This is a genomic window from Gilvimarinus gilvus (assembly GCF_030518155.1).
Lineage (GTDB): Bacteria > Pseudomonadota > Gammaproteobacteria > Pseudomonadales > Cellvibrionaceae > Gilvimarinus > Gilvimarinus gilvus.
Genome location: NZ_JAULRU010000797.1, coordinates 168,912 through 182,529 on the forward strand (window position 1 = coordinate 168,912; position 13,618 = coordinate 182,529).

The following is a 13,618-nucleotide window of genomic DNA, read 5'->3' on the forward strand; positions in this document are numbered from 1 at the left end:
TGGCTGCAGGTTGGACTTGTTTGGGTCACCCGTGCAAGGGGAAAAATCCCCCTTCAAGCTTACTTAGCTTCAGGCATAAACCACTGTACCAATTCAGCACCTGCGTTCTCTATTGCTTCCAATAACTGCAAATTAATTTTCTCGGACAACTGTAAAAACTCTGCAAAATCTGCTGTGTCAAAATATGCGTTTACCTGCACCTCAAAGCCGCGCTGGGAAATCTCCTCGAAGTGTACTCTGCGTGACAGCTCTAGAATATTTTCATTGGCTTGTAAAATTTCGCGAAAGCTCTCCAACAAACCATTAACCGTTTGCGTACTCGTCGTGTGACTTAAACAGAATCGTTGACGATATAGCCGTTTATCTATTTCAGATAAATTTTCCAATTCTTTGGAAGAAAAAACCGAGTTAGGTACATTAACAACGGCGCGATTGAGTTGGCGCAATCGGGTTGAACGCAAACCGATCTCCTCTACCACTCCCACGACGTCACCAAACCGACAAAAATCACCGGGCTTAATGGGGCGGGCAATGTAAAGCGTAAATGCGCCAAAGACATTCTCCAGCGTTTTTTGCGCAGCTAATGCTACCGCCAACGAGCCAATTCCCAAGCCAGTTAGTACGGTCGCCATATTGTAGCCAGCGTTATCAAGCCAAAAGAGAACGGCCAGTATAACAATGAATATTTTGACTACACTGACCATAGGACGCAGAAAGCCCGGTGTGTATTGACTATCGCGAGACAGGGAACGAGATATGTACCAAGCAGCGGCAAACTCTACGATCCCGAGGATCAAAAACATTCCTGCCAAATAAAGAAAAATGCCGGTGTCAAAAAAAACTCTGACACGCAATGGCAAACCTAACTGATAGACACCCCAGTGCATTGCACTGAACATTAAAAACAGTCGTAGTGGCCTGCGAATAAGTCGCTGCATGGTATCGCGGTATATATCCGTGAAACTAATCAACCACAATAGGATTTTTTTAACAATACCACTTACTAACCAAGCCAGTACAAATACCAAAATCAGCAGTAAAAACTGCCAATTTTGCATATGATAGAACTGGAACTTAGGCAGCCACTGGCCAAGGCGCTCTAACCTAGGGTCATAACCAAAGATTTGCCACATTTGTGGTATCTGAGCGATAGTAGCATTGGATATCTTCCAGATTTGACCACCATTCCCATCTGGTACTCTTTGCAGATAAACAACAAACTGCTCATTGCCATAGGTTAAACTGCCTAATGCTTCACGGTATTCGGGTAAGCCGTCATCGAGTCTACCTGCGGGGTCATCACTCACGCTGGTTAGGTCGATGATCTGATGCTGCTCCCACATTAAAGCGAGCTTGCGTATGAGCTCAGGCTTACCCTGCTCTAAGACGTTATCCGATAAAAAGCGAAAATCTGCATACTTTGCGGCCAATTCCCAGTCTCGGCGTTCACCTGCAGCTCGCAAAGCCATAGCAGTCGCCAGGGGCGAGGCAACTTGCTTGCGTTGCGCTTTTGCAACCGCCTGACCATCCACCTGAACCACATCCTTAAAAGTGACCTCTTCGGCCGATGCAACAGATGTAAACGCCAAGGCCAGAGCAATTAAACTGATACCGAATAATCGATCAATCTCCGAGATCCATCGAATCAGTCTTTCCATTTAATATTACACCCCAAACTCGGCTTTTGGTTACTGCTCACCATCTCACCTGCGGCTAGAGCTCTGGCCGCCGTTAACAAGTCCCGACCATTGACCGGAGCATCAGCACCGGGGCGGGCATCGTCCATCTGGCCTCGATACGCCAATTCCAGGCCGTTATCAAATAAATAGAAATCTGGCGTGCAGGCCGCATCAAACGCCTTAGCCACTTGCTGTGACTCATCGTAAAGATAGGGAAAATTGAAGTTGTGGTGGGCAGCAAATGCCACCATTTTGTTGGGAGCATCGTCCGGGTAATGCACGGCGTCATTGGAACTAATAGCCACCGTTCCTATACCCAATCCAGATAATTCCCGTGCCAGAGGGCCTAAAAAATCGGCAATATGCAGCACAAACGGGCAGTGATTGCAGATAAACATGACCAACAGGCCATTACTTTTGACGCTATCGTGAATATTGTACAGATCACCTGCCCCATCTGGCAGGCTTACCTCCGGCAGCACTGTCCCCAGCGGTAGCATGTTTGACGGTGTACGAGCCATATTCCCTCCATCGGTTACTGTTCAAGGTTCATTTAACCGTGTAGGCGGCACAATGTAAATGCGCAAGGCTTCGCAGGTGGTTGTAAAACCCCTTGCAAGCTCAGCGTGGCCTGAGGCGTGCATATACTGGGCTTTGTTTCGACGCACAGGGTGCGTTCCCTTTGCCAGAGACAGGGCGCGGCAGATGTGCGCTTCAGGCTACGCCCGTCGGGGCTTCCAGACTCGCCCCTACTCGTCGTTGCCGCTTTTCGATGGGGCACACACCTGCAAAATGGCGCCTAGCAGGCTGAAAGCCTGAATACGTAAGGGATTTTTCAACAACCGGCTAGATACAAAAAAGGCCAGCTAAGCTGGCCAAAGTAAAAGTTCAAGATATCGTGAGGGATAACACTAGGCAGAACTTAGTCTTTGTCAGTTTCCTGATGCACTTGCTCTTCGATCTCTTCGTAGCTACCGTGACGAACGTCTTCGCCCATCACCAAATAGACCACATATTGCGCGATATTGCGCGCATGATCGCCGATACGCTCAAGTGAACGCAATGACCACATAATATTGAGAACACGGGTGATACTGCGCGGATCTTCAATCATATAGGTGATCATCTCACGCATCGCGGTACTGTACTCAAGGTCAACCGTCTTGTCCGTTTGCACCACTTTGAGTGCCACCTCAAGGTCCAACCTGGCAAAGGCGTCGAGTGAGTCGTGCAACATGCGCGAAACATGTTGACCAATATGGCGCATTTCTACGTATCCGCGTGGCGCGGCGCCATCGCGTCCCAGCGCCATAGCTTGCCGGGCAATTTTAGCGGCCTCATCACCAATTCTCTCTAAATCTGTAATGGCTTTGGTTACCGCTATCACTAAGCGCAAATCACCGGCAGCAGGCTGACGCTTGGCAAGTATGCGCACACATTCCTCGTCAATAGAGACCTCCATGGCATTAACTTTATTGTCGCCACGCACAACCTGTTGAGCCTTGTCCATATCCACTTCCATCATGGCGGCAATGGCATCGTTGACCTGACGCTCGGCCATGCCGCCCATCTCAGACAAGTGGGTTTTTATATCGTCCAATTCAATATTGTATTGCTGGGAGATATGATGCGTGTGACTGGTAATATCCATAGCGACCTTCGCTCTTTACGTGTAACTGTGCATGCACAGTCAATTAATTTGCCGACTCATATGGGAGCAAAGATAGCAGCTGCTTTTGCCCCTTCGATCATTAACCGTAACGACCGGTAATGTAGTCTTCAGTTTTCTTTTTCGCCGGGTTGGTGAACAGAGTATCGGTATCACCAAATTCGATTAAATCACCCATATACATAAACGCTGTGTAATCGGACACCCGCGCCGCTTGCTGCATATTGTGCGTCACAATCACAATGGTGTACTTATCCTTGAGTTCGTAAATCAACTCTTCAATTTTCAATGTTGAAATAGGATCCAGGGCCGATGCAGGCTCATCCAACAGTATAACCTCTGGCTCGATAGCGATGGCACGGGCAATAACCAAACGTTGCTGCTGGCCACCTGAGAGTCCGAACGCATTGTCGTGTAGGCGATCTTTGACTTCATCCCACAGCGCCGCGCCGCGCAGTGAATTCTCAACTACCGTGTCCAATACTCGTTTAGATTTTACACCCTGCAAGCGCAAACCGTACGCCACGTTCTCGTAAATCGACTTAGGGAAAGGGTTGGGTTTTTGGAACACCATACCAACCTGTCGGCGCAGCTCGGCGGCATCAACACCTGGCGCATAAATATCGTCACCATCTAGCAAGATTTCACCGTCGATACGACAACTATCGACCAGGTCGTTCATTCGGTTAAAGCAACGTAACAACGTCGATTTACCACAGCCAGACGGCCCAATAAAAGCCGTTACTTTTTTCTCTGGAATCTGCAAACTGATATTTTTCAGTGCGCGATCCTGACCGTAGTACAAGTTGAGGTCTTTGACCTCCAGTTTTACTGTTTCATTTTCCATAGCTAAGGATTCTGAAGTATCAAATGGCTGCTGTTGATCTGGCTCATAACCGGCATGGGCCTGCTCAGGCGCTTGAACGGCATCGGTTTCAGTGTCGCGGTTTGCGACGGCGTCTGTCGTTTCTAACATGGTTTAGCCCCCGTTATCAATCAGATGCGCTGCGATACTTTTCACGCAAACTATTACGAATGCGAATCGCGGTTAGGTTTAACACAATAATCAACAGCACAAGTGTCAGTGCCGTGGCGTACACTAGCGGACGCGCCGCCTCGACATTCGGGCTCTGGAAGCCCACGTCGTAGATATGAAAGCCCAGATGCATAATCTTTTGGTCGAGGTGCAAATAGGGGTAGTTGCCATCAATCGGCAGTGAGGGCGCTAACTTAACGACACCCACTAACATAAGCGGGGCAACTTCGCCGGCGGCGCGGGCGATGGCGAGAATCAAGCCCGTCATCATGGCTGGGGTTGCCAATGGTACAACAACCTTCCACAGGGTTTCTGCTTTCGTTGCTCCCAACGCCAGAGAACCCTGGCGAATAGTAGTGGGAATACGCGATAAGCCTTCTTCTGTGGATACAATCACCACCGGTAAAGTGAGTAGTGCCAAGGTCAATGAGGCCCAAAACAAACCAGGCGTACCGAAGGTAGGTGCCGGCAGTGACTCGGGGTAAAACAGCTCATCAAGGCTGCCACCGAGGATGTAAACAAAAAATCCCAGGCCGAACACACCGTAAACAATGGAGGGTACACCTGCCAGGTTATACACAGAGATTCTAATCAGGCGAAGAACGGGCCCCTGCTTAGCGTATTCACGCAGGTAAATGGCGGCGAGAACGCCAAACGGCGTGACGATAATTGACATGACCAACACCATTGTCACCGTACCGAAAATTGCCGGGAATATCCCCCCTTCGGTATTGGCTTCACGCGGCTCATCGCTCAAAAACTCCCAAAAGCGTTCTACATATTGTCCCATTTTGCCAAATACGCCCATGGCATTGGGGCGTGTAACGCGCACTATATTCTGCAAAGGAATTTTAACTTCGCGGCCGCTGGCGACGGTTGCAATTAACGTATCGCGTTCCAGCAATTTGTACAGCGCATCACGCTCAGCTTTGACCTCAACGTACTGCGCATCTAACTCTGCTCGGCGCGCGGCAAATTCGGCCTCGGCTGCAGCCATAGTGGCGGCATCAGCTCCTTGTAGCTCAAGACGGCGCTTATCCAACCGAATACGCTCCAGCTTGTGATTGATGCGGCCAATTGCGCCTTTTTCGATGTGACTAATGTCCGAGTGTATATCTAAACTGCGCTCTACCCGCTCAGAGAGTTCTTGCCAGAACGTTTCTTCACCCAGTGAGGCGATAACGGCGCCATTTTCCAACAGCTGTTGTGGAAACCCGTAGAAATTCCCCCACTCACGTCGCTCAATCGACACTGCGTTTTCCGGGTATTCCCATTCCCCCATACCAATACCCAGGTACCAGTTAAAATCACGAGCACTGACATCGCGATTACCCTCTTTAACCAGGTAGCGGGTCACCAGCTCGACATCATCACCAATTTCGTAGCCGCCGTCGCGCGCGACTGCTGCCGGAATGGTTTCTGATCGCACCTTTTCACCCAGTATGGCTTTTCCCACCCCGGCCTTATCAACAATGGTGGTTTGCATAATGTCGGCCGGCCAGAAGTGGCCAAACCCACGAATAGCAATGAGCCCCAGAAGGCCGACTACCATCACAATACACAGAGCCACGGCACCGCCATTTAACCAAATCCAGGGGGCGCCACTTTTAAACCAATTTTTCATCGTTTGATCGCCTCTATTTACAGGTTGCTGTAGCGCTTACGCAAACGCTGGCGAATAATTTCAGCGCAAGTGTTGACGATAAACGTCAGCGCTAGCAGGACCAGAGAGGCCAGGAACAGGACTCTAAAGTGAGTGCTGTCAACGGCAGTTTCTGGTAGTTCTACCGCCACATTGGCCGATAGTGTGCGCATCCCTTCGAAAATATTAAAATTCACTACTGGGCTGTTACCAGTCGCCATCAAGACAATCATGGTTTCCCCTACGGCTCGACCGAAGCCCATCATCACTGCCGAAAAAATGCCCGGGCTAGCTGTGGGGAGAACGACTCCAATCACGGTTTGCCAGCGAGTAGCCCCCAATGCCAGCGAGCCCTGTGTTAAATGGCGCGGCACATTAAACACGGCGTCTTCAGCGATAGAGAAAATGGTTGGAATCACAGCGAAGCCCATGGCAATGCCCACGACCAACGCGTTGCGCTGATCGTAGTTAATACCATTGTTGGTGAACCATTGACGCATGCTGCCATCGAAAAACCAGATTTCCAGATGCGGGGACACAGCCACACACAGCCACCCCGTAAGCAGCACGGGGATGATAAGAATTGCGGCTTCCCAACCATCGGAAACACGATGGCGAATGGCACCCGGTAGGTGCGACCATCCAAAGCCCACCAAAACCATCATCACTGGCATCAACAGCAAAATACTGAATATTGCAGGTAAGTGATTTTCTAAAAAAGGTGCTAACCACAGGCCTGCCAAAAAGCCAAGAATTACGGTTGGCAGGGCTTCCATAATTTCAATCGTAGGTTTAACCAGACCGCGCATTTTTGGGGTCATGAAGTAGGCGGTATACACCGCGCCCATAATGCCCAGTGGAATGGCGAACAACATGGCAAAAAATGCCGCCTTGAGGGTTCCCAGAGACAAGGGCACCAAACTCATTTTCGATTCAGACTCATCGCCACCGGATGACGCTTGCCAGACGTACTCGGGTTCAGAGCGCCCTTCGTACCAAACTTTTTGCCAGAGCGAACTAAAGGAAATCTCCGGGTGCTCGTTCCAAACTTCCGTGACCTGCACGGTGCCGGCTTGATCGAGAATCAACAACTTACCGTTGATGGGTGAAATTGCCAATTGTGCAATACCGGCCTCGGCCACTTGCTCTACCAGCAAAGTGCGCGCAGCGGTGCCGTGATAAATACCCAGATACCCTTCGCTGTCCCCCACCAAAAATCCCCGGCGGGTATATTCAGGCGAAACTGTGGTAATGGCATTCGGTAAACCTTCAAAATCTCGTACCGGTTTAACATGGTAGACATTCTTGGGGTCACGTACCAAGAGCCATTGGCTCACGCTACCGCTGTCGGTACCGATCACCAAAGAACCGGTGCCGACTAAAAATTCCATAGCCGTTACCTGGCCGCGCCCGGTAGGAACCGATTCGGTTAAACTGGCATTGGAGGGCGTATCTACTGCAAAGGTGTGTAGTTGCGCCTGATCATCGGCGACAACCAAGTGGCGTGCGGTTTGATCGACTTGAACAAATTGCGCCTTGGCGTCGCCAGGCAGGCCAGGCATGGTAAAGACTCGACCATTTGAGGTGATCTTACCCGTTATCATATTCTTTCTACTGGTATAGACCCCCAACTGAATACGATTGTCTTCAGTAATAGCGGCCAGAACATGGCCACGGCCCGTTGCCTGAACAGCCACGGCACGCAGAGCCTTGCCTTCCGGGTCCATAACTATCGGGGTTTCGCCTAATGGATAATCGAGCTCTGGCGTAATTTTACGCTTATCATCAGGATAGGTAAGACCATAGCTAATTTGGGAAAGCAGTAATTCTCCGTTGCTAAGACCCAGCGCTATTAGCCCGTTATTTGGTGTACTTTTGCCCAGTGCCGTCATTTCCACACCGGCAGGCAAGTCGACCGCATAGTTAACGAGAGGCTTTCCGTAGTCGGCCTCAAAAAATTCAACCGTTCCCGCACTGGTTAGCGACGCACCAATCTGCTCGTAGCGCTCGAGCAACATATACTGGTTTTCCGCGCTGCTCACTTGAGCGACCGGGTATGAATCAACTACTTCGACCTCAGCATCTTTGAGCAGTGGAAATACTTCAGAAAATAGGTAGAAAAAGATAAGCCCCAGCGCAGCAACAACCGCTAATCCAGCTGTGGTAATACCCCATTTGGAAATACTGTCCTTGAGGCGCCTTGTATTGCGCAGCTTGGCCCTTTCTTGGGCGCTAGGCATCAGACTCTTTGTCCCGGAAGCGGCGGGAGATGTCTCACTCATGGTCTGGTTCCTGAATTATTGGCCGGATTTGGATGCAAAAGCTCCCGCCCAGTGCCGGGAGATTCAATGGCGGCGATGCTAACAATGATTTATGACATTTTTGTTACAAAAAGGCTCAGGCGCCGACACAGCACCTGAGCCTATAATCTGGCCTTAACTTATAAGCCCAATTCTTTGTGAACACGCTCGGCAACACTTGCCGGCAAAGGAATATAACCATCGCGCACCACAACTTCCTGACCCTGCTTAGAAGTCACCATTTTCAGGAACTCGGCCTGCATTGGGTCAAGATCACGGTTTGGATGCTTGTTAATGTAAACGTATAAGAAGCGCGCCATCGGGTAGCTGCCATCGGCGGCATGTTCCGCGTCGGCCGGAGCATAAGGCATGCCCTGTTCAGCAGCCAACGGCAGAGCTCTCACGCTGGAAGTCACATAACCGATACCTGAGTAACCGATCCCATTGATAGACTCACTAACACCCTGTACCACGGAAGCTGAACCTGGTTGCTCATTGATACTGGCTTTATAATCACCGCCACACAAGGCAACATCCTTAAAGAATCCGTAGGTACCGGATACCGCGTTGCGGCTGTAAATGGTGAAATCACGGTTATCCCAATTGCCTTGCAAACCTACTTGCCCCCAGCGGGTGATATCTTCTCCATAGCCACAGCGGCGAGTTGCCGAAAAAATGGCGTCGACTTGCGCCATGGTCAAGCCTTCAATTGGGTTATCTTTGTTTACATATACGGCTACAACATCAATGGCTACAGGCACAGCGGTGGGCTTGTACCCGAAATGAGCCTCAAACGACTGAATTTCCGAGCCTTTCATTTCGCGGCTCATAGGACCAAAGTTGGCGGTGCCCTCAGTCAATGCCGGTGGCGCGGTAGATGAGCCAGCGCCCTGAATCTGGATGTTTACGTTGGGGTAGTACTTGGCAAACTCTTCAGCCCAAAGCGTCATCAAGTTGTTTAAGGTATCGGAGCCAATACTGTTAATGTTGCCCGAAACACCGGAAGTGGTTTCATAGTCCGCCAGTTTGGGATCTACGTCAGCAAAGGCTGGCGCACACAAAATTGAAGCCGCGACGGCCAGGCTCTTTACAAGTTTCTTTGCGTTCATGGATGATTCCTCGGTTGAGTCCACATATGGTCACTGGGCGCACTCTATCGAGGGTTTATGACAGTTATGTGACAAGCCGTAAGGAAACTGTCATATTACTTTTTGGTATACCGCATCAAAATTGAAGTGAATGCCATAACGACAAAAAGCGGCCATCGGCCGCTTTTCGAATATCACTCATGTATTGTGTTGTAGCGCTATCTAACTCACATAAACCGGGCCCATTCCCGAGCTCCACACAATAACCGTGGCTACCATGACAACCACAGCCAATACGAGCCCTACCGTAATCACTGAACTGGCATAAATAAAGCCACGCTCTTTGGGGATATTCATCAAAATGGGAATACCCTCATAGATTAAATAGGTTGAGTAGCATGCAGCGGCAATAAATACGCCAGCTACCAGCCAAAGTTCTGGCCACAGCAGAACCACGCCCGCCAACATCATCGGTGCGGCGGAATAAACGGCAAGCGCGGTGCCTTCGTAGTGACGCTTACTGGCATCGTCAGCCACTCCAAAGCTCTGGCTCATCCAGTTAATGTATTCACCCAAAATATAGACGGCCGCCAATTGGGCCACGTAGGCAAAAGCACAAAGCACCAATGCACTTTCCGCCGTTAATTTGACCACGCCACCACTGCCGATGCTCCAGCCCTGCTGGGTAACACCGAAGTAGGCACAAATCACCGGAATAAGTGCAAGCAGAGGCACATGCGTCCAATAGACACGGAAAAAGCTTTGGTCCTCACTGCGAATTCGCTGCCACTCGCGGTCGGGATTGGTAAAAATACCTAGGGTATGCTGGAACATTGCCATTGTTACTACTCCTACTTCTTTCGTTCTTATTATTCGATAAACTGATCGTAGGTTTAAGATAACAAGCGCTGGGCAAGTGCAACAAATAAGAAATCGCTATACTTGGCGGATTTTTAAATAGAGATGAGTATATGGAAGCAATAAAAAAGGCGCCTAAGCGCCTTTTGTTACTTCACTACCCGCAAACTGGGTCGTTTCGCATCACTGCCACCATCTGGCGCGGGTGGCTCTGGCGGAGTTGGCGGTTCCGGTTCAGCATCAAATACCATACCCTGACCATTTTCACGTGCATAGATACCGAGCACTGCGTAAACGGGAATAAACAAATCGCGCGAAACGCCACCAAAGCGCGCGGAAAAAGACACACTTTCTTGCCCCAGCTCTAATCCGACCACAGACGTGGGCGAAACATTCAGGACAATTTGCCCCTCCTTGTTGACATGCTCTTGTGGCACTTCGACACCCGTCGCTTTGGCGTTAACCAGAATATAGGGGGTGCAACTGTTATCCACGATCCACTCGTAAAGTGCACGAAGCATATACGAACGGCTGGAACTCATGGACATGATATAACCTCTAAGCATTCGGGCAGGCATAGCCTGCCAATAAATTAAGCGCCGCGACGCATCTCTCGCTCGGACTCAGTCAAACTTTGCTGAAACGAATCCCGCTCAAACAACCGCTCCATGTACTGCTGCAGTGGCTGGCTCTGGCGAGTATTCGGTATATCAATACCCAGCAGCTCAAGGCGCCATAAAATTGGGCCTAAACAGCAATCGACAATGGTAAACTCTTCACTCATAAAGAATGGCATTTCCGTGAAGATCGGCGCGATACTGAGCAAGCTATCGAGCAATTCTTTGCGAGCCTTATCAGCTTCCGGGCCGTTAGGATCCAATAAAACTGTATCGACCATAGGCGCCCAATCACGCTCTAATCGGTACATCCAAAGACGGCTTTGCGCGCGCGCAACCGGATAAACCGGCAGCAGTGGCGGGTGCGGGAAACGCTCGTCTAAGTACTCCATGATGACTTTCGACTCATACAGCGACAGATCACGATCAACCAGCGTCGGTACAGAGTTGTAGGGGTTCAGGTCCGCCAATTCACGTGGCTTACTGTCCGCTTCAACGTCTACTGTGTCTACTGAAACACCTTTTTCAGCTAATACAATCCGTACACGATGGCTATAGTGGTCACTCGGGCCAGAAAATAAAATCATGGATGAGCGCTTAGTGACAACACCCATTAGTTCACCTCAACTATTTATGTAAATCGGAGGGCGAGCTTGCGCTCGCCCATGCAATCAGTGAATACCTTTCCAGTACTCACGATTCAACAGGTAGGTAAAGACAAACAGTACACAGATAAACAGCAGTACGAAAACGCCAATGCGCTTACGATCCAACTGAGAAGGTTCTGCTACATATTCGAGGAAATTCACCAGGTCGAAAATAGCGCGGTCAAACTCTTCGGTAGTCATGGTGCCTTTAATATCACCCTCTACCAAAGCGCCGCAGTGTTCATCCATTACAGGATTACCCAAATCATCACGTACCGCGTGACCGTGTGAATCGATTTTAGGGCCAGCACCACACTCGTGTAAGCCTTGCAACTCAAGCATTACGTGGGGCATGCCCACGTTGGCAAAGACGCGGTTATTAACCCCCAACGGGCGCGATTCATCCTTATAAAAATTTCGTAGGTAAGTGTACAGCCACTGTGGGTTACGTGCACGCGCTACCAGCGTAAGATCGGGCGGCGCAGCACCAAACCACTGCTTCCCCAAATCTTTGCTCATGGAAATTTCCATCAGATCACCGATGCGCTTTTCATCGGTGCCAAAAACCATGTTCTCCATCATCAGGTCATGGGGAATGCCCAAGTCATCGGCAACGCGCTCGTAGCGCGAAAACTTTGCCGAGTGGCACCCCATGCAATAGTTGACGAAATACTTGGCGCCGCGCTGCAGCGAGGCCTTATTTTCCAGATCCGGCTCCATGGCGTCGCAGGGAATGGCGCCACAGTCGAACGCTCCTTCGGCGCCCACTGCTTTAATCGGCACAACCACCAGCACAGCGAAGAGTGCAAAGCCACCCAATACCAATGGCAGCGGCAAGCCCTTCATGCGCACACGATCGGGTTCTGGCTGGGTCTTTTCACGCTTGGTCCAAAATGGCATGCCGATAAAATACGCAAAGTACAAAATGGTACATATCTGGGCCAGAATCGTGCGGCCAGGCGTTGGTGACTTAACCCCCAAATAGCCCAAAATCACAAACGCCGCGGCAAATACAATCAATGCCACGCGACTGAAAGTACCTTTGTACCGCATTGACTTAACCGGGCTCTTATCCAACCAAGGCAGCACAAACAAGATTGCGATAGCGGCACCCATTGCGACCAGGCCAAGGAACTTCGCATCCAAGGGGCCAATCGGGAAGTTTATCGCTCGCAAAATGGCGTAAAAAGGCGTGAAGTACCAGACCGGAGCAATATGCGCTGGCGTCTTCAGATTGTTTGCTTCTTCGAAGTTGGCGTACTCAAGGAAGAAACCACCCATTTCCGGCATAAAAAACAGAACGAAACAAAACACGAACAGGAACACCGACACACCCACTAGATCGTGGACAGTGTAGAACGGGTGGAAAGCCACACCGTCTTTAGGAATGCCGTTTTCGTCTTTGTTTTTCTTAATTTCGATACCGTCGGGGTTGTTAGAACCCACCTCGTGCAGCGCCAGCAAATGCAGCACTACCAGACCAAGCAAAACAATTGGCAGGGCCACCACGTGCAGGGCAAAGAAACGGTTCAGGGTAATTCCAGAAATCAGGAAGTCACCACGAATCCACTCAACCAGTGAATCGCCAACAACCGGAATGGCGCCGACCAGAGACACGATTACCTGCGCACCCCAATAGGACATTTGTCCCCAGGGCAGCACATAACCCATAAAGGCTTCGGCCATCAGCACCAGGTAGATGGTCATACCGAAGATCCAGACCAGTTCGCGAGGCGCCTTGTATGAGCCATACATCAAACCGCGGAACATATGCAGGTAGACCACGACAAAAAACGCCGAAGCGCCAGTGGAGTGCATGTAGCGCAGAATCCAACCGTAATCGACATCACGCATGATGTACTCAACAGAGGCAAACGCCTCTTCGGCACTCGGGGTGTAATTCATGGTCAACCAAATACCGGTCAATAGCTGATTGACCAGCACCAGAATCGACAAGACCCCAAAAAAGTACCAAAAGTTAAAGTTTTTAGGCGCGTAGTACTTACCCATATGGGTATCCCAAGCGCGCTGTACAGGCAGACGAGCGTCAACCCAACTCCACAATCCTTTCATCCAATTCAT

General features: G+C 50.2%; 11 protein-coding genes. All 11 read right to left on the minus strand.

Annotated elements, in window-relative coordinates; all coding sequences use genetic code 11:
- Positions 1-59: 59 nt before the first annotated feature.
- Complete coding sequence (locus QWI17_RS20920) at positions 60-1,658, minus strand: mechanosensitive ion channel family protein (RefSeq protein ID WP_302724468.1); 1,599 nt, start codon at positions 1,656-1,658, stop codon at positions 60-62.
- Entirely contained in the window at positions 1,646-2,200 is a 555-nt protein-coding gene (locus QWI17_RS20925) for a thioredoxin family protein (RefSeq protein WP_302724469.1), read from the minus strand. The genes QWI17_RS20920 and QWI17_RS20925 overlap by 13 nt, the downstream gene beginning before the upstream one ends.
- 401 nt (positions 2,201-2,601) lie before the next feature.
- On the minus strand, positions 2,602-3,330 hold the full coding sequence (gene phoU / locus QWI17_RS20930) for a phosphate signaling complex protein PhoU (RefSeq protein ID WP_302724470.1): 729 nt from the start codon (positions 3,328-3,330) through the stop codon (positions 2,602-2,604).
- Positions 3,331-3,430: 100 nt separating this feature from the next.
- Entirely contained in the window at positions 3,431-4,195 is a 765-nt protein-coding gene (pstB, locus tag QWI17_RS20935; protein WP_302724595.1) for a phosphate ABC transporter ATP-binding protein PstB, read from the minus strand.
- A 145-nt stretch (positions 4,196-4,340) separates the two neighbouring features.
- On the minus strand, positions 4,341-6,008 hold the full coding sequence (gene pstA, locus QWI17_RS20940) for a phosphate ABC transporter permease PstA (protein WP_302724471.1): 1,668 nt from the start codon (positions 6,006-6,008) through the stop codon (positions 4,341-4,343).
- 17 nt (positions 6,009-6,025) lie between these two features.
- The gene (locus tag QWI17_RS20945) at positions 6,026-8,308 is read right to left on the minus strand and encodes an ABC transporter permease subunit (protein WP_302724472.1); all 2,283 of its coding nucleotides are present in this window, start codon (positions 8,306-8,308) and stop codon (positions 6,026-6,028) included.
- A 158-nt stretch (positions 8,309-8,466) separates the two neighbouring features.
- Positions 8,467-9,435, minus strand: coding sequence for a PstS family phosphate ABC transporter substrate-binding protein (locus tag QWI17_RS20950; protein ID WP_302724473.1), 969 nt, complete (start codon positions 9,433-9,435; stop codon positions 8,467-8,469).
- A gap of 201 nt (positions 9,436-9,636) precedes the next feature.
- Positions 9,637-10,254: a Yip1 family protein gene (locus tag QWI17_RS20955; protein ID WP_302724474.1), complete on the minus strand. Its 618-nt coding sequence runs from the start codon at positions 10,252-10,254 to the stop codon at positions 9,637-9,639.
- 167 nt (positions 10,255-10,421) lie between these two features.
- Positions 10,422-10,820, minus strand: coding sequence for a ClpXP protease specificity-enhancing factor (locus tag QWI17_RS20960; RefSeq protein ID WP_302724475.1), 399 nt, complete (start codon positions 10,818-10,820; stop codon positions 10,422-10,424).
- Positions 10,821-10,864: 44 nt separating this feature from the next.
- Entirely contained in the window at positions 10,865-11,503 is a 639-nt protein-coding gene (locus tag QWI17_RS20965; RefSeq protein WP_302724476.1) for a glutathione S-transferase N-terminal domain-containing protein, read from the minus strand.
- Positions 11,504-11,560: 57 nt separating this feature from the next.
- Positions 11,561-13,618: a ubiquinol-cytochrome c reductase gene (locus QWI17_RS20970; RefSeq protein WP_302724477.1), complete on the minus strand. Its 2,058-nt coding sequence runs from the start codon at positions 13,616-13,618 to the stop codon at positions 11,561-11,563.

Excerpts from the sequence above, each read along its gene's own strand:
- QWI17_RS20920 (WP_302724468.1), bottom strand. The coding sequence starts at position 1,658 with ATGGAAAGACTGATTCGATGGATCTCGGAGATTGATCGATTATTCGGT.
- QWI17_RS20925 (WP_302724469.1), bottom strand. The coding sequence starts at position 2,200 with ATGGCTCGTACACCGTCAAACATGCTACCGCTGGGGACAGTGCTGCCG.
- phoU (WP_302724470.1), bottom strand. The coding sequence starts at position 3,330 with ATGGATATTACCAGTCACACGCATCATATCTCCCAGCAATACAATATT.
- pstB (WP_302724595.1), bottom strand. The coding sequence starts at position 4,195 with ATGGAAAATGAAACAGTAAAACTGGAGGTCAAAGACCTCAACTTGTAC.
- pstA (WP_302724471.1), bottom strand. The coding sequence starts at position 6,008 with ATGAAAAATTGGTTTAAAAGTGGCGCCCCCTGGATTTGGTTAAATGGC.
- QWI17_RS20945 (WP_302724472.1), bottom strand. The coding sequence starts at position 8,308 with ATGAGTGAGACATCTCCCGCCGCTTCCGGGACAAAGAGTCTGATGCCT.
- QWI17_RS20950 (WP_302724473.1), bottom strand. The coding sequence starts at position 9,435 with ATGAACGCAAAGAAACTTGTAAAGAGCCTGGCCGTCGCGGCTTCAATT.
- QWI17_RS20955 (WP_302724474.1), bottom strand. The coding sequence starts at position 10,254 with ATGGCAATGTTCCAGCATACCCTAGGTATTTTTACCAATCCCGACCGC.
- QWI17_RS20960 (WP_302724475.1), bottom strand. The coding sequence starts at position 10,820 with ATGTCCATGAGTTCCAGCCGTTCGTATATGCTTCGTGCACTTTACGAG.
- QWI17_RS20965 (WP_302724476.1), bottom strand. The coding sequence starts at position 11,503 with ATGGGTGTTGTCACTAAGCGCTCATCCATGATTTTATTTTCTGGCCCG.
- QWI17_RS20970 (WP_302724477.1), bottom strand. The coding sequence starts at position 13,618 with ATGAATTGGATGAAAGGATTGTGGAGTTGGGTTGACGCTCGTCTGCCT.